Annotated in this window: 14 protein-coding genes; 7 read left to right on the forward strand and 7 right to left on the reverse strand. The window is 65.4% G+C overall.

Going from position 1 to position 15,788, the window contains the following annotated elements; translation table 11 throughout:
- The first annotated feature begins 19 nt into the window (after window positions 1–19).
- On the forward strand, window positions 20–2,131 hold the full coding sequence (locus HOP03_01570) for a TonB-dependent siderophore receptor (GenBank protein ID NOT86855.1): 2,112 nt from the start codon (window positions 20–22) through the stop codon (window positions 2,129–2,131).
- A 48-nt stretch (window positions 2,132–2,179) separates the two neighbouring features.
- Complete coding sequence (locus HOP03_01575) at window positions 2,180–2,815, forward strand: hypothetical protein (GenBank protein NOT86856.1); 636 nt, start codon at window positions 2,180–2,182, stop codon at window positions 2,813–2,815.
- 28 nt (window positions 2,816–2,843) lie between these two features.
- On the opposite strand, the gene HOP03_01580 is transcribed toward HOP03_01575, so the two are convergent.
- From HOP03_01580 to HOP03_01590, 3 genes are all read right to left on the reverse strand, one after another.
- Window positions 2,844–3,644 (reverse strand): MBL fold metallo-hydrolase, encoded by an 801-nt coding sequence (locus tag HOP03_01580; protein ID NOT86857.1) that lies wholly within the window; start codon window positions 3,642–3,644, stop codon window positions 2,844–2,846.
- A 144-nt stretch (window positions 3,645–3,788) separates the two neighbouring features.
- Entirely contained in the window at window positions 3,789–4,391 is a 603-nt protein-coding gene (locus tag HOP03_01585; protein NOT86858.1) for a HutD family protein, read from the reverse strand.
- 161 nt (window positions 4,392–4,552) lie between these two features.
- A complete protein-coding gene (locus tag HOP03_01590; protein NOT86859.1) occupies window positions 4,553–4,888 on the reverse strand; it encodes a ComEA family DNA-binding protein in 336 nt (111 codons plus the stop codon).
- A 255-nt stretch (window positions 4,889–5,143) separates the two neighbouring features.
- On the opposite strand from HOP03_01590, the gene HOP03_01595 reads away from it, so the two are divergent.
- Both HOP03_01595 and HOP03_01600 read left to right on the forward strand, forming a co-directional pair.
- A complete protein-coding gene (locus tag HOP03_01595; GenBank protein NOT86860.1) occupies window positions 5,144–6,652 on the forward strand; it encodes a M20/M25/M40 family metallo-hydrolase in 1,509 nt (502 codons plus the stop codon).
- Between the two features lie 68 nt (window positions 6,653–6,720).
- Window positions 6,721–6,957, forward strand: a complete 237-nt coding sequence (locus HOP03_01600; protein NOT86861.1) for a GlsB/YeaQ/YmgE family stress response membrane protein — start codon at window positions 6,721–6,723, stop codon at window positions 6,955–6,957.
- Window positions 6,958–7,034: 77 nt separating this feature from the next.
- Here HOP03_01600 and cysN read toward each other — a convergent pair whose 3' ends face one another.
- The 3 genes from cysN to HOP03_01615 all read right to left on the reverse strand — a co-directional run bounded on the left by cysN (window position 7,035) and on the right by HOP03_01615 (window position 10,681).
- Window positions 7,035–8,948, reverse strand: a complete 1,914-nt coding sequence (cysN, locus tag HOP03_01605) for a sulfate adenylyltransferase subunit CysN (protein NOT86862.1) — start codon at window positions 8,946–8,948, stop codon at window positions 7,035–7,037.
- Entirely contained in the window at window positions 8,948–9,856 is a 909-nt protein-coding gene (gene cysD, locus HOP03_01610; GenBank protein NOT86863.1) for a sulfate adenylyltransferase subunit CysD, read from the reverse strand. The genes cysN and cysD overlap by 1 nt, the downstream gene beginning before the upstream one ends.
- Before the next feature lie 75 nt (window positions 9,857–9,931).
- A complete protein-coding gene (locus HOP03_01615) occupies window positions 9,932–10,681 on the reverse strand; it encodes a sulfite exporter TauE/SafE family protein (protein ID NOT86864.1) in 750 nt (249 codons plus the stop codon).
- Between the two features lie 168 nt (window positions 10,682–10,849).
- Here HOP03_01615 and HOP03_01620 point away from each other — a divergent pair, with 168 nt between their 5' ends.
- From HOP03_01620 to HOP03_01630, 3 genes are read left to right on the forward strand one after another with little or no spacing between them, the layout of a single operon-like run.
- Window positions 10,850–12,691 (forward strand): assimilatory sulfite reductase (NADPH) flavoprotein subunit, encoded by a 1,842-nt coding sequence (locus tag HOP03_01620; protein ID NOT86865.1) that lies wholly within the window; start codon window positions 10,850–10,852, stop codon window positions 12,689–12,691.
- A complete protein-coding gene (gene cysI, locus HOP03_01625) occupies window positions 12,691–14,406 on the forward strand; it encodes an assimilatory sulfite reductase (NADPH) hemoprotein subunit (GenBank protein ID NOT86866.1) in 1,716 nt (571 codons plus the stop codon). Before HOP03_01620 ends, cysI begins: the two co-directional genes overlap by 1 nt.
- A complete protein-coding gene (locus HOP03_01630; protein NOT86867.1) occupies window positions 14,403–15,146 on the forward strand; it encodes a phosphoadenylyl-sulfate reductase in 744 nt (247 codons plus the stop codon). Before cysI ends, HOP03_01630 begins: the two co-directional genes overlap by 4 nt.
- A gap of 176 nt (window positions 15,147–15,322) precedes the next feature.
- On the opposite strand, the gene HOP03_01635 is transcribed toward HOP03_01630, so the two are convergent.
- A complete protein-coding gene (locus HOP03_01635) occupies window positions 15,323–15,733 on the reverse strand; it encodes a hypothetical protein (protein ID NOT86868.1) in 411 nt (136 codons plus the stop codon).
- Window positions 15,734–15,788 lie beyond the last annotated feature (55 nt).

Here is a 15,788-nt window from a genome sequence, read left to right on the forward strand (position 1 = left end):
GGCTTCCGCAGCAGCGGACATGCCCGCCGCCGAGAAGGAAGCGGTGGATCTGGACACCATCCGCGTGCGCGGCCAGCGCCTGAACACCTATCAAGTCGAGCGCAGCACCAGCGCCACGAAGACCGACACCCTGCTGCGCGATGTGCCGCAGGCGATCACGGTGATCACCGGGAAGCAGATGCGCGACCAGGCCGTGCAGGGCATGGCCGATGCGGTGCGCTACGTGCCGGGCATCGGTACCACCCAGGGCGAAGGCAATCGCGACGGGCTGGTGTTCCGTGGCAACAGTTCGACGGCGGATTTCTTCGTCGATGGCATGCGCGACGATGTGCAGTACTACCGCGACACCTACAACATCGAGCGCATCGAAGCGTTCAAGGGCCCCAACGCGATGATCTTCGGACGCGGCAGCCCCGGCGGGCTGCTGAATCGCGTGACCAGGACCGCCGATTGGCGCGAGGCGCTGAATCTGGGCGTGCAGTTCGGTTCGTGGCAGAAACGTCGCGCGACCGCCGACTACGCGCATCCCTTCAGCGACGCCTTCGCGTTCCGCGTGACCGGCGTTCACGAGGATTCGGAAGGGTTCCGCGACGGCTACGAAGCGATGCGCCGGGGTCTGAATCCGACCGCCGCGATCCACGCCGGCGAAAACACGCTGATCACGCTGGGCTACGAATACTTCCGCGACGAACGCACCGCCGATCGCGGGATTCCGTCGTACGCGACCGCATTCGATGGCACGCGCCATCCGGTCACGACCGATCGCGCAACGTTCTTCGGCGACCCCGAAGCGAGCCGTGCGGATGTCGAAGTGAACGCCTTCAACGCGCTGGTCGAACACGATTTCGGCGACGGCACCGTGCTGCGCAACCGCACCCGCGTGGCCGATTACGCCAAAACCTACCAGAACGTGTTCCCCGGCAATGTCAACGCCGCAGGCACCACGGTCGCGCTTTCCGCCTACAACAACGCGACCGACCGCAAGAACCTGTTCAACCAGACCGATCTGATCTTTTCCGCGACCACCGGCGCGGTGGAACACAAGTTCATGACCGGAATCGAATTCGGCCGCCAGGACACCGACAACCTGCGTCGCAGCGGGCTGTTCGCGCTGGGCGCGGGCTCGCCCTGCCTGAATCCGACCGGCGCCAGCAGCTGCTTGGTGCCGCTGACCTCGCCCACGGTGTCGCCGATCGTGGTCTACGCCAACAACAGCAGCGGTGGCAGCGGCGACGCGCGCAACACCGGCGCTGCGGAAGCGGCTGCGATCTACGCACAGGATCAGATCGAGTTCTCGTCGCAATGGTCGGCCATCGTCGGTCTGCGCTACGACCGCTTCGATGTCGATTTCACCGATCTGCGCACGGGCGTCGCGGCGGATCGGCGGCAGCTGTCGTCTTCGGACACGCTCTGGTCGCCGCGCGTCGGCGTGGTGTTCAAACCGAGAGAAGACGTGTCGCTGTATGCCAGCTACGGCATGACCTATCTGCCGCGTTCGGGCGAACAGCTCGGCTCGCTCGCCTTCAACAGCCAGTCGCTCGACGCGGAGGAGTTCGAGAACACCGAAGTCGGCGCCAAGTGGGAAATCCGCCCCGGGCTCACTGCAGAAGCGGCTGCATTCCGCCTCGATCGCAGCAACGCCGCGATCACCGACCCGGACGATTCGACCCGCCTGATTCTGCTGGAGGGAAACAGCCAGGGCGTCGACGGCGTCGAACTCTCGCTTGCCGGCAAGCTCGCCGACAAGTGGCAGGTCATCGGCAGCTACGCCTGGCTGGACGCGCGCACCGTGCGAACGGTCGGCACCACACCCGCCGGCCGGGTGCTGGCGCAGACGCCGGAGCACTCGTTCGGGCTGTGGAACCGCTACGATTTCAGCGATCGTTGGGGCGTTGCGCTCGGCGCGACCTATCGCAGCGAGTCCTACGCCACCATCAGCAACGCGGTGACACTCGAAAGCCATACCCGCTACGATGGCGCGGTGTTCTACAGATTCGACGAGCGTTTCTCGGCGCAGCTCAATATCGAGAATCTGTTCGACAAAGCGTATTACCCGTCGGCGCATACCGACAACAACATCACGCCCGGCGCACCGCGTTCTGCCTACGTCACCCTGAACTTCAGGTTCTGACGATCCATATCGCGCAACGCCTCACGTCCACCCGATCGCAGCCTCTCCATGTCCGCATCCATCGTCGCTCCCTCCACGCGTCGCCCGCGCGCCAACCTGCATCGCTGGGTCAGGCAACTGCATTTGTGGATCGGCGCATGGGGCGCGCTGGCGGCCGTGTTGTACGGCAGCACCGGCCTGATCATGAGCCACCGCTTCGGCGATGGCGCATGGCCCCAGGGCAACAACGAGGACATCGACAAGCGTGAGCTGCCGGTTCCCGCACCGGCACGCAGGAGCGCGGAAGCGTTGTCGCTGTGGCTGGCGCAAACCGAAGGGCTGGAGGCGCAGATCATCCGCAAACCGCCGCCCGGCGAACCCGCGAAAGGGCCCGCGCGCTGGACCTTGAACGGTGGCACCGCCAGCGAAGGCTGGACGCTGGAGTACAAGGTCGGCGGCGGGACTGCCGAATTGAAGCGATCCCGGCACAGCACGCTCGCCGCATTGAACCGGCTGCACAAGGCCGTCAGCGGCGGCCCGGGCTGGCGCATCCTCGGCGACAGTTTCGCGATCGGCATGATCCTGCTGGGGCTGTCGGGTCTGTGGCTGTGGGCGCGCGGGCGTACGCCGAAACAGATGCTCGCCAGCGTGGCCGCAGCGTCGGCAACCGCCATGGTCGTGGTGCTGGTCGCGAATCTGTTCTGATCGCGATCGCACCCCACAACCGCCGGTTTCAACGCAACCCGGGCACCACGGTGCGCATCACCTGCGGCCGGTAATGCTCCTGTTTCATCATATCCACCCCGCATTCCAGCCGTTGCAGCCAGTCGAGCAGCGCGCGCTGCGCGTCGCCACGGAACGGCATGCCGTGCTGCGGCACGATCATCGACGGGTTCAATTCCCGCACCATGTCCACCCAGAATCGCACCACGCGATTACTCGCCATGTAGCGGCGGTGGAAGCCTTCCATGCACGGGCGATAAGCCTCGAAATCCTCGACGAAGCCATAGGTCCCGCCGCTGGTCACCAGTCCCGAGCAGATGTCGCCGGAAAACAGGATCCCGCTGGTTTCGTCGAAGAACGAAAGATTGCCGACCGAATGCATGAAATGCGCCGGCAGCGCCAGCACATCGGCATCGCCCAGCGGAATGCGTGCGCCTTCGTCCTCGACCAGCAGATAGCGTTCGCTGCCGGCGTTCTCCATGTAATGCGGAACGAGATGCGGAACGAAGCGTCCCCACAGCCGCGAGCAGACGACCTTCGCCTGCGTGTACAGCAGCCATTTGTCGACCGAACCGATCACATCCGGGTCCTGGTGCGAACACAGGATCAGATCGATCTGGTGCGGGCGGACCTTGCGTCCGAGCGCGAGCAGCAGCGGCGTATAGAGCAGGGAACCACCCGGATCGATCAATGCGGAATGCGCGTCGTGCTTGATCAGGAACTGGTTGGCCTGGACGCCGTCATCGCCACGGACGAGGTTGTTGTAGGCGATGCAACTGTGTTCGCCGGATTCATACAGCACGAATCCCATGAGGGACGTCCTTGCGCAGAGGGAAGTGGCGCGCAGGTTAGGGACGCGCACCACGGCGCTTTTTGATCATGCTCAACATTCGCGAATTCTCCGCATGTTTCGCGGTATTCGCGTGTCCGCGTCGCGAATGCGAACCGCTCCCGGTCACATTTCAGTGCGCTTTGCACGCCGCAGGCGGATGACGAGCAGCTCACCGCCACCTTCCAGCGCGAAACGCACGCGCTGCGGAATCGCGCGCAATACAAGGGTGTCGCCCATCGAGGCCGTGACGCGATTCACCGCGTCAATCGCCAATGCGCGGCCCGACAGGACATGGACGACCCACTCTTCGCCGGGCTCGACGAACAACACCATCGAACCCACCAGCGGCCGATGCCAGAGTTCGGCATCGATACGGTCGCGTCGCCACATCAAGTTGAAATCATGGGTCGTTCCGTCGATCAATTCACCGGATACGACCCGCTCTCCCGCGAAACGCACCCGCCCATGCGGCGGCTCGACTTCGCGCACTTCGCCGTCGTCGAAACGCAGGCGGACGCCATGGCCATGCAGCAGCACCAGTTCGCGCTCGATGCCCGGGAACGATGAAAACGGCCCGTCGCGCTCGATTTCTGCGATCGACAGCCGCCAGTCCCAATCGTCGCCGGCCTCGGGCGAGCGCAGGATCTCGCGGGTCCAGCCGAAGCCGTTGCGCCAGCGTTCGCGGCGGTATTCGTGGGCGGGAATCAGCTGCAGGCGGTCGTACATGCGGGGCTCCGGGACGGACGCTGCGAGTGTAGCGAAGGAGACTCGCCGCTCACCTCTCATCCACCCAGTATCGAGTACGAAGCTGAAGGCGCTTCGCGCACCCTCTCCCCGCAGGCGGGAAGAGGGTGCGCGAGCACAGCAAGCGAGGGTAAGGGGTTGCATCAGCGCTTCTTGGGCACGGCCGCCGCCGGGGCCTTCGCTGCGGTCGGCGCAGCGGCACCGCCGCCGATCAGGATCATCTCGCGGTTCTTCTCGACCGTCTTCAGACCGATACCGTCGACCTGGGCCAACTGCTCGGCGCTGCGGAACGGGCCGTGGGTCTTGCGATAGGCGACGATGGCCTCGGCTTTGCTCGGGCCGACATTGACCAGCACGCGGTCGATGGTGGCGGCATCCGCAGTATTGATGTTGACCTTTTCCGCCGCGAAAGCGGTACCCAGCAGACCCAGCGACAGGGTGGCGACGGCGATCAGGGACTTGAGGTTGAACAGGTTCATGATGGTTTCCTTTGTGTGAAAGATGAGTGGGTTTGACGGTGTCGACCGGTTGGTCTTCGCTGTCGGCGTCTTGGCTTCAACCAAGCTTGCGTCGACAGGGACAGTCTCCGGATCCGGACCCCCCGCCCATATCGCCGGACCACCCGCCCGGAGGCGGGCGAACGCCGCATGCGGGTGTAGGAAAACCCCTACAACCGAAGCTCGCCGGTGGCGGGCGTACAATGTCGCCACTTCTTCCTACTGGTCTTCCACGCCATGGACATCAGCAAATTCGAGCCGGCATCCATCCTGGATTTCGTCGGCAATAAATGGGACGACGAGATCGTTCCGCAACTCGTCGAATACATCCGCATTCCCAACAAGTCGCCGATGTTCGACAGCGACTGGGTCACGCACGGTTACATGGATGCTGCCGTGGCGCTCATGGAAACCTGGGCGCGGGCGCAGAACGTGCAGGGCATGCAGGTCGAAGTGGTGCGCCTCGAAGGCCGCACGCCGCTGATCTTCGTCGACATCCCGGCCAGCGCCGATGCCGGCACCGGCGACGACTGCGTGCTGCTCTACGGCCACCTCGACAAACAGCCGGAAATGACCGGCTGGGACGACGATCTCGGCCCCTGGACACCGGTGATCAAGGGCGATCGCCTGTACGGCCGCGGCGGCGCCGACGACGGTTACGCGATCTACGGCTCGATCGCGGCGATCCAGTCGCTGCAGGTGCAGGGCGTACCGCACGCGCGCTGCGTGCTGATGATCGAAGCCTGCGAGGAATCCGGCAGCTACGACCTGCCCGCCTACGTCGACCATCTCGCCGCGCGCATCGGCAAGCCGTCGCTGGTGGTCTGCCTCGATTCCGGCTGCGGCAACTACGAACAACTGTGGTGCACCACCTCGCTGCGCGGCCTCGCCGGCGGCAACCTCACCGTCAAGGTCTTGAACGAAGGCGTGCACTCCGGCGATGCGTCCGGCGTGGTGCCGTCGAGCTTCCGGATCCTGCGCCAGCTGCTGTCGCGGATCGAAGACGAAAACACCGGTCGCATCCTGCTGGACGGTCTGCATGTCGAAGTCCCCGCCGACCGCATGTTGCAGGCCGAAACCTGCGCCGCCGTGCTGGACACGGCGGTCTACGACAAATTCCCGTTCCTGCCCGGCATGACGCCGATGCATGCGGACCTCACCCAACTGGTGCTCAACCGCACCTGGCGCCCGGCGCTGTCGATCACCGGCGTGGACGGCATGCCGCCGCTGTCGTCTGCTGGCAATGTGTTGCGTCCCTACACTTCGGTGAAGCTGAGCCTGCGTCTGCCGCCGACGCTGGACGGCAAGCGTGCCGGCGAATTGCTGACCGCAGCACTGCTGCGCGACCCGCCCAACGGCGCGGAAGTCACCCTGCATCTGGAAAAGGATTCGACCGGTTGGAACGCGCCGACGATGACACCCTGGCTGGAGCAGGCCATCGACGCCTCCAGTCGCGACTTCTTCGGCAAGCCGGCGATGTACATGGGCGAAGGCGGCACCATTCCGTTCATGGGCATGCTCGGTGAGAAATTCCCGGGCGCGCAGTTCATGATCACCGGCGTGCTCGGCCCGCACTCCAACGCGCACGGCCCCAACGAATTCCTGCATATCCCGATGGGCAAACGCGTCACCGCCTGCGTGGCCCGTGTGATCGCCGAACATCGCAATGCCAGCGTGCGCGGCGAAACCACCGGCGTGGCCGCAGTCGCCGGTGGACACCATCACGGCGATCACGGCTGCTGCTGATCGGCGGCGCGGGGCTGTTAGGATGCCGGGGCGTCGATTCGACGCCCTGCAATCGAGGGGACATCTCCATGTTTGAAGGCATCCTGGGTTACATCATCGGCGGCGCGGTCATCGGCCTGCTGGCGCGCCTGTTCAAGCCCGGCGCGGATGCGATGGGTTGGATCATGACGATCCTGCTCGGCATCGGCGGCGCGGCGATCGGCGGTTACCTCTACCCCGGCCACGGCATCATGACCTGGGTGGTGGCGATCCTCGGCGCGATCGTGCTGCTGTTCGTGTTCGAGATGATCCGCAAGAAAAAATAAGCGTTCAGCTGCCGCAACAACGGCGATTTCGACATGACGACGCCCGGCTCCCCGCCGGGCGTTTTGTTTGCGGTGCGTCAACCACCCAGCAACCGCTTCACCACTTTTTCGGCCAGCGCTTCCGGGGTCTCGGCCAGCGTGTCCAGGGTCAACTCGGGCGCCTCCGGCACTTCGTAAGGCGAATCGATACCGGTGAAGTTGGGAATCTTGCCGGCGCGCGCTTTCGCGTACAGGCCCTTCACGTCGCGGCTTTCCGCGACCGCCAGCGGCGTATCGATGAACACCTCGATGAACTCGCCGTCGTCGAACAGCTCTCGCGCCATCCGCCGCTCGGCGCGGAACGGCGAGATGAAGCTCACCAGCACGATCAACCCGGCATCGACCATCAGCCTGGCGACCTCGGCGACGCGACGGATGTTCTCGACGCGATCCTCGTCGCTGAAGCCCAGATCCTTGTTGAGACCGTGACGGACGTTGTCGCCATCGAGCAGGTAGGTATGCAGACCGCTCGCCATCAGCCGCTTGTCGACCAGATTGGCGACCGTGGACTTGCCCGAGCCCGACAGGCCGGTGAACCACAGGCAGCGCGGCGATTGGGCGAGGCTGCGCGCGCGCGCGGCCTTGTCGACCGTCAGATGCTGCCAGTGGATGTTGGCGGCGCGGCGCAATGCGAAATCGAGCGTGCCCGCCGCGACCGTGGCGTGCGTCTGCCGGTCGATCAGGATGAAACCGCCGAGTTCGCGGCTGTCGGCGTAGGTCTCGAACGGCACCGGCTGGTCGAGATGCAGATTGCAGTAACCGACTTCGTTGAGATCGAGCGACTTGGCGGCCAGGTGCTCCTGGGTGTTCACGTCGACGCGGTGCTTGATCTCGGTGATCGATACGCCGACGGTGCGCGCGCCGATCTTCATCCAGTACGGGCGCCCCGGCAGCAGCGCGTGCTCGCCCATCCACAGCAGGTGCACGGCGAACTGGTCGGCCACTTCCGATGGTGCGTCTGCTGCGGCGATCACATCGCCGCGACTGATGTCGATTTCGTCTTCCAGCGTCAACGTGATCGCCTGTCCCGCCGCAGCGCCTGCGAGATCGCCGCCATCGCCGGCAACGATGCGGGCGACGCGCGAGCGACGGCCGGACGGCAGCGCGACGATCTCGTCGCCCGGCGCGACCGCACCGGACACGATCGTGCCCGCGAAACCGCGGAAATCCTGATCCGGGCGGCAGACCCACTGCACCGGCATGCGCAGGCCCAGGTCGCGGCGGGCATCGCCGATGTCGATGGTTTCCAGATGTTCCAGCAGGGTCGTGCCGGTGTGCCACAGCATGCGCGCCGAGGGTTCCAGCATGTTGTCGCCGTTGAGCGCGGACAGCGGAATGCAGGTGACCTGCGCGATGCCGAGCTGCGCGGCCAGCGCGCGATAGTCGTCGACGATCCGCATGAACACGGCTTCGTCGTAGTCGACGAGATCCATCTTGTTCACGGCCAGCACCACATGACGGATACCCAGCAGCGACACGATGTAACTGTGACGACGCGTCTGGGTCAGCAGGCCCTTGCGCGCATCGACCAGCACGATCGCCAGATCGGCGGTGGATGCGCCGGTCGCCATGTTGCGGGTGTACTGCTCGTGTCCCGGGCAATCGGCGACGATGAACTTGCGGCGGTCGGTATTGAAGAAGCGATACGCGACATCGATGGTGATGCCCTGCTCGCGTTCCGCTTGCAAGCCATCGACCAGCAACGCGAAATCGATCTGCCCGTTCTGGGTGCCGTGGCGCAGGCTGTCGGCTTCCAGCGCCGCGAGCTGGTCGTCCAGCAGCAATTTGGTGTCGTGCAGCAAACGGCCGATCAGCGTGCTCTTGCCGTCGTCGACGCTGCCGCAGGTGATGAAGCGCAGCAGCTGTTTGTGTTCGTGCTGCAGCAGGTAGGCCGCGACGGCGGCATCGGCGTCGTGGTGCTGGGTAGTGGCGTGCTGGATGGTGGCGGACATCAGAAATAGCCCTCCTGCTTCTTCTTCTCCATCGAAGCGGAAGGATCGTGGTCGATCACCCGTCCCTGGCGTTCCGACGTGGTCGCGACCAGCATCTCGGCGATGATTTTTTCCAGCGTGTCGGCCTCGGATTCGATCGCGCCGGTCAGCGGATAGCAGCCGAGGGTACGGAAGCGCACGCGCTTGTGCGCGGGCGTCTCGCCCTCGCGCAGCGGCAGGCGATCGTCGTCGACCAGGATCAGCGCACCGTCGCGTTCGACCACCGGACGCTCGGCGGCCAGATACAGCGACGGGACCGGAATCTTTTCGCGATAGATATACAGCCACACGTCCAGTTCGGTCCAGTTCGAGATCGGGAACACGCGCACCGACTCGCCCTTGTGGATGCGGGTGTTGTACACGCTCCACAGCTCCGGGCGCTGGTTCTTCGGGTCCCAGCGGTGCTGCGCGGAGCGGAACGAGAAGATGCGTTCCTTGGCGCGCGATTTCTCCTCGTCGCGCCGCGCCCCGCCGATGGCCGCATCGAAACCACCGAGATCCAGCGCCTGTTTCAGCCCCTGGGTCTTCATCACGTCGGTGTGCACGGTGGCGCCGTGCGTGATCGGGCCGATGCCCTGCGCCACGCCATCGGGATTGGTGTGCACGCGCAGCGCGATGCCGGTTTCCGCGGCGCGGCGATCGCGGAACGCGATCATCTCGCGGAATTTCCAGCCGGTATCGACGTGCAGCAGCGGAATCGGCGATCGCGCGGGCGCGAAGGCTTTCTGCAGCAGGTGCAGCAGCACCGAACTGTCCTTGCCGATCGAATACAGCATGACCGGATTGCGGAATTCGGCCGCGACTTCGCGCAGGATATGGATGCTCTCGGCTTCGAGGCGATCGAGATGGCTCAACGCTGGATAAGACATGACTTCCGGAATGTGTTGGTCGGGCGGAAACGCGCCTGTATTCGTGCTGGACGGCTGTAACGCATCAGGTCCGCATCAGCCGGCGAAGGTATGGTAAAGGGTGCGAACGCTGAGGCCGATCACAAGCACGCCGACGACCGGCATCAGCAAACGCGGCCGTACGAAGCGCAACAGCCAGGCACCGAACGGCGCCGCGACCACGCCGCCCAACGCCAGCCCCAGCACGATGCCGAGGTGGCCGGTCCCCATCGTCAGCAGGAACACCACGGAGGCGGTCAGGGTCACGAAGAATTCCACCGCATTGACGCTGCCCACGGTCAGGCGCAGTTCGTGCCCGCGTGCGATCAGGTTGCTGGCGACGATCGGCCCCCAGCCGCCGCCGCCGATGGCGTCCACCAGGGCGCCGAAGAATCCCAGGATCGACACGTGCGAAGTCACTTCTTTCGGGACCAGTTCGCGGAACGACTTGAAGATGATCATCGCGCCCATCAGCAGCAGGTAGCCGGCGATCCAGGGCTTCAGCATGTCGCCGTCGATGGTGGTGAGCAGGTACGCGCCCACGCCCGCGCCGAGCATACCCGGCAACAACAGCCGCCGGAACAGCTTGCGGTCGATATTGCCGAAGGCGTGATGGGAGATCGCCGAGGTGCCGGTGGTGAAGCATTCGGCGGCATGGACGGTCGCGCTGCTGACCGCCGGCGGCACGCCGAAACCCAGCAACAGGCTGGACGCAGTGACTCCGTAGGCCATGCCCAGCGCCCCATCGACCACTTGCGCGGCGAAGCCGATCACGATGTAGAGGATCAAATCCGGGGGCAGATCCATTTCGGGGGGCGATCCTCTCGACAGGGTTTCAGTATCTGCGACCACCCCGGTTGCTGAAAGTGCGGTGGAGCATAAGCGCATAACGACCGCTCCTTTCCGCACGCAGATACGGAAGCCTAGGCTGAATCGTCGCTCGGACCCCCTCCGCACGGACCGCAGGCCACCGTAATGTCTCCCGCCAATCCCGCCGCAACACTGTCGACACTCCCGCAGACGCCCCTGTCGGCGGAGTCATACAGCCAGATTTCCCGCCTGGTCGAGGGTCTGGACAGCGCCGGCCTCTGGTGGCTGTCGGGCTATACCGCTGGCTTGGCACGGGCACAGGGTGGGGCGGCACCGTTCGCATCGGTCGGCGCGAACGCCGACAGCCTGGCCATCGACAGCGCTGACCGCACGCGTCTGACCGTGGTCTACGGCAGCCAGACCGGCAACGCGCGCCGCGTCGCCGAAGCGCTGACCGCCAAACTCGAAAACGACGGCCTGCCGGTGCGCCTGCTGCGCGCCGATGCCTACCAGACCCGCGAGCTGAAGGACGAACGCTTCCTCGCCATCGTGATCAGCACCCAGGGCGACGGCGACCCGCCGGACGACGCCCGCGCACTGGTCGAATTCATCGAAGGCAAGCGCGCGCCCTCGTTGCCGCAGCTGCGTTTCGCGGTGCTCGGCCTGGGCGATTCCAGCTATCCGCAGTTCTGCGCCATCGGCCAACGCCTCGACGCGCGTTTCGAAGCCTTGGGCGCACAGCGCTGGATCGACCGCGTCGATGCCGATCTGGATATCGACAGCGTGGCCGCGCCGTGGTCGTCGAAATTGTTCGTCGAAGCGAAAGAAGCGCTGAAACCGCGCCCACCACTCGCCAGTGTCACCGCGCTGCGTCCGCACACCGCCCCGGTCGCCTGGACGCGCGAGCGCCCGTTCGCGGCAGAGCTGCTGGCGAACCAGCGCATCACCGGTCGCGGTTCGGATCGCGACGTGCGCCATCTGGAAATCTCGCTCGAAGGCGTGGGCCTCGACTACGAACCCGGCGATGCGCTCGGCATATGGATCGAGAATCCGCCCGCGCTGGTGCAGGCGATCGCCGAAGCGCTGGACCTCGACGCCGACGCGGCGGTCAGCCACCACGGCGACACGCGGACGTTGCGCGAATGGCTGGGCAGCAAGCGCGAAATCACCCGCCTGAGCCGTCCGTTCGTGGCGTCCCATGCCGCGCACGCCGGGAGCGATGCGTTGAATCGCCTGCTCGCGCCGGATCAACGCGAAGGCCTGACCGCGTTGATGGCCGAATCGCAGATCATCGATCTGCTCCAGGAGCATCCGGGCGCATGGACCGCCGAAGCGCTGGTCGAAGCGCTGCGCCCGCTGCAGCCGCGCCTGTATTCCATCGCCTCCAGCCGCAAGGCCGTCGGCGACGAAGCGCATCTCACGGTCGCGCATGTCGAATACCGCCACGGCGACGCGCTGCGCTGGGGCGCGGCCTCGCACTATCTCGCCAGCCATGAGGAAGGCGCGTCCCTGCCGGTGTTCATCGAGCGCAACGAACGCTTCCGCCTGCCTGCCGACCCGTCACGCGACGTGATCATGATCGGCCCCGGCACCGGCGTCGCGCCGTTCCGCGGATTCGTGCAGGAGCGCGCCGTCATCGGAGCAACGGGCCGTCAGTGGCTGTTGTTCGGCAACCCGCACGCGCGCAGCGATTTCCTCTACCAGCTCGAATGGCAGGACGCGCTGAAGCGCGGCGAACTGGATCGCCTCGACCTCGCGTTCTCGCGCGATCAGGCGCACAAGATCTACGTGCAGGACAAGCTGCGCGAGCACGGCCGCGAACTGTTCTCGTGGCTGGAAGGCGGCGCGCACCTGTACGTCTGCGGCGACGCCACGCGCATGGCCAAGGACGTGCACGCGGCGCTGCTGGCGGTGATCGCCGAGCACGGCGCCAAGTCGGCCGAGGATGCGAACGATTACCTGAACGGGCTGCAGTCGCAGGGCCGCTACGCGCGGGACGTGTACTGATGTCCGCACACTCCGTCGAAGACATCAAGCAGCAGAGTGGCCGCCTGCGCGGCACGCTGCAGCAGTCGCTCGCCGACCGGGTCACCGGCGCGCTGGCCGACGACGACCAGACGCTCATCAAATACCACGGCAGCTACCAGCAGGACGATCGCGACGTCCGCGACGAACGCCGCCGGCAAAAGCTCGAGCCGGATGTCTCGTTCATGATCCGCACCCGCACCCCCGGCGGCGTGGTCACACCGGCGCAGTGGCTGAAGCTCGATGCCATCGCGACCACCTACGCAGAACGCGGCCTGCGCATCACCACCCGCCAGGCATTCCAGTTCCACGGCGTGATCAAGGGCAGGCTCAAACCGACGATGCAGGCGATCAACGCCGCACTGATCGACACCCTCGCCGCCTGCGGCGACGTCAACCGCAATATCGCGGTCGCCTCCAACCCGTACCTGTCGCAAGTGCACACCGCGGTGCAGACACAGGCCGAAGCGCTGTCGAAATATCTGTTGCCGAACAGCCGCGCGTACTACGAAATCTGGCTCGACGAGGAAAAAGTCGCCGGCAGCGGCGAGGAAGAAGAACCGATCTACGGCGCGACCTATCTGCCGCGCAAGTTCAAGATCGCCTTCGCGGTGCCGCCGAGCAACGATGTCGACGTGTTCGCGCAGGATCTCGGCTTCATCGCCGTCGTCGGCAACGACGGCGCACTGCTCGGCTACAACGTCAGCATCGGCGGCGGCATGGGTGCAACCCATGGCGACGCCGAAACCTACCCGCGCATCGCCGATGTGATCGGCTTCATCGCGCCGGATCACGTCACTGCGGTCGCCGAAGCAGTGGTCACCACGCAGCGCGACTGGGGCAACCGCGCGGTGCGCAAGCGCGCGCGCTTGAAATACACCATCGACGATCGCGGCCTCGATACATTCAAGGCTGAAGTGGAACGCCGCTCGGGCGTGGCCTTCGCTGCCGCGCGCGCGTTCGAATTCGCGCACAACGCCGACGAATTCGGCTGGCATCAGGGCGACGACGGCCGCTGGCATCTGACCCTGCGCATCATCGCCGGGCGGATCTGGGACCGTGATGGCGTGCGGCATCTCAGCGGCCTGCGCGCCATCGCGACCCTGCTCGACGCCGCCGGCGGCGCGTCGGAATTCCGTCTCACCGCGAACCAGAACATGCTGATCGCGAATCTCGACGATGCCCAGCGCGAAGCGATCGATGCGCTGGTCGGCGAATACGCGCTCGACACCCATCGCACCGCATCGCCCTTGCGCAAAGCCGCGCTGGCCTGCGTCGCGCTGCCGACCTGCGGCCTGGCGATGGCCGAAGCAGAACGCTATCTGTCGAGCTTCGTCGACCGCCTCGAAGCGCGGCTCGCGACGCATGGCCTGGATGGCGCAGAACTGCACCTGCGCATCAGCGGCTGCCCGAACGGCTGTTCACGGCCGTATCTCGCCGAAATCGCCCTGGTCGGCAAGGCGCCCGGCCGCTACAACCTGATGCTGGGCGCCGATCATCGCGGTCAACGCCTGAACACGCTGTACCGCGAAAACATCGACGAAACCACCCTTCTCGACAGCCTCGATCCGTTGTTCGGGCAATACGCCGCACAGCGCAACGCAGGCGAACGCTTCGGCGATTTCCTCGTCCGCAGCGGTGTCGTGACTCTCGAAAGCACGGGCAGCAGGACGTTGCCACTGGAGTTGATCGCATGAGCCTTCCCGACCCGATCACCGCAGCCGAATCGCCGCAGGCGCTCGCCGAACTCAACCGCTGGCTCGCCACGAAAACGGCGCCGGAACGCGTGCAATGGGCGGTCGAGCATCTCGCCGGCCATCACGCGCTGTCGTCGAGTTTCGGCGCGCAGGCGGCGGTCGCACTGCACATGACCACGCAGGCCAAGCCGGACATCCCGGTGATCCTGATCGACACCGGCTATCTGTTTCCGGAAACCTATCGCTTCATCGACGCGCTGACCGAACGCCTGTCACTGAATCTGAAGGTCTACCGGCCGCAGGTCGGCATCGCGTGGATGGAAGCGCGCCACGGCAAACTCTGGGAAAACGGCATCGACGGCATCCAGAGTTACAACCAGTTGCGCAAGGTCGAACCGATGCAGCGCGCGCTGCGCGAACTCGGTGTGCGCACCTGGATCGCAGGCCTGCGCCGCACTCAGACCAGCACGCGCGCCGGCATCGACTTCCTCGAGTTGCGCGACGGCCGCTGGAAACTGCACCCGATCGCCGACTGGAACGACCACGACGTGTGGAAGTATCTCGAAGCCAACGGACTGCCCTACCATCCCCTGTGGGATCAGGGTTATGTCTCGATCGGCGACATCCACACCACCCGCCGTCTCGAAGACGGCATGAACGAAGAAGACACCCGTTTCTTCGGCCTCAAGCGCGAATGCGGCCTGCATGAGGACTGGGCGGAGCTGGCGAAGAGCGCTTGAACTTCAGCGCGCGGCGCGGCGGGCGCAACCCGCACGGCGGGGTTCGCTGCGCTCAGCACCACCCTGCGGACTTTCGGGGAATACGCCTGCTTCCAAGGCATCAATAAACGCCGCATCAGCCTGTTTGTGATCTCCGCATGCTCCGCGCGGAGTATGCGGAGATTGCAAACAGGCTCTTAGAGGCGGTCGATGGTCGGATCTTCGTTCGCGGTGGTGAATACGCCGGGCTGCATCGACAGGGCATTCGCCCATTGCTCCTCGAATCCGGCCGGCACAGCCACGTCGAATTCCACCATCGCACCCGGCGCGCTGCCGGATCTCTTGCCGATCACGTCGAGCGAAAACTGCTTGAGCACCGCTTCGACTTCGGCCTCCCGCCCTTGGCGGGCGGTGACCAGTACGGCACCCCTGCCCCAGATGCTGTCGTAATCCTTGGATTCGACCCGCCTGTATTCCTTGCCGAGCACGACCAACATGCTGCCTCGGTAGTCGACGGCACCATCGCCGCCGCCGGAGCAGGCTGTCATGCACAGGACCACGGCGATGGTCGCCGCATGCAGCAGACTGCTTGCCGATTTCGATGCCATGTCTTCGATTCCCGGATCGCTGCGATGCGCAGATCGTAACGTCGGCGCGCGCGAA

This window comes from Lysobacter sp. (assembly GCA_013141175.1).
In the GTDB taxonomy this organism is placed as follows: domain Bacteria; phylum Pseudomonadota; class Gammaproteobacteria; order Xanthomonadales; family Xanthomonadaceae; genus Lysobacter_I.

Excerpts from the sequence above, each read along its gene's own strand:
- cysN (NOT86862.1), bottom strand. The coding sequence starts at position 8,948 with ATGTCCGCCACCATCCAGCACGCCACTACCCAGCACCACGACGCCGAT.
- HOP03_01635 (NOT86868.1), bottom strand. The coding sequence starts at position 15,733 with ATGGCATCGAAATCGGCAAGCAGTCTGCTGCATGCGGCGACCATCGCC.
- HOP03_01595 (NOT86860.1), top strand. The coding sequence starts at position 5,144 with ATGGACATCAGCAAATTCGAGCCGGCATCCATCCTGGATTTCGTCGGC.
- HOP03_01585 (NOT86858.1), bottom strand. The coding sequence starts at position 4,391 with ATGTACGACCGCCTGCAGCTGATTCCCGCCCACGAATACCGCCGCGAA.
- HOP03_01600 (NOT86861.1), top strand. The coding sequence starts at position 6,721 with ATGTTTGAAGGCATCCTGGGTTACATCATCGGCGGCGCGGTCATCGGC.
- HOP03_01570 (NOT86855.1), top strand. The coding sequence starts at position 20 with ATGCCCGCCGCCGAGAAGGAAGCGGTGGATCTGGACACCATCCGCGTG.
- cysD (NOT86863.1), bottom strand. The coding sequence starts at position 9,856 with ATGTCTTATCCAGCGTTGAGCCATCTCGATCGCCTCGAAGCCGAGAGC.
- HOP03_01580 (NOT86857.1), bottom strand. The coding sequence starts at position 3,644 with ATGGGATTCGTGCTGTATGAATCCGGCGAACACAGTTGCATCGCCTAC.
- HOP03_01630 (NOT86867.1), top strand. The coding sequence starts at position 14,403 with ATGAGCCTTCCCGACCCGATCACCGCAGCCGAATCGCCGCAGGCGCTC.
- HOP03_01590 (NOT86859.1), bottom strand. The coding sequence starts at position 4,888 with ATGAACCTGTTCAACCTCAAGTCCCTGATCGCCGTCGCCACCCTGTCG.
- cysI (NOT86866.1), top strand. The coding sequence starts at position 12,691 with ATGTCCGCACACTCCGTCGAAGACATCAAGCAGCAGAGTGGCCGCCTG.
- HOP03_01620 (NOT86865.1), top strand. The coding sequence starts at position 10,850 with ATGTCTCCCGCCAATCCCGCCGCAACACTGTCGACACTCCCGCAGACG.
- HOP03_01615 (NOT86864.1), bottom strand. The coding sequence starts at position 10,681 with ATGGATCTGCCCCCGGATTTGATCCTCTACATCGTGATCGGCTTCGCC.
- HOP03_01575 (NOT86856.1), top strand. The coding sequence starts at position 2,180 with ATGTCCGCATCCATCGTCGCTCCCTCCACGCGTCGCCCGCGCGCCAAC.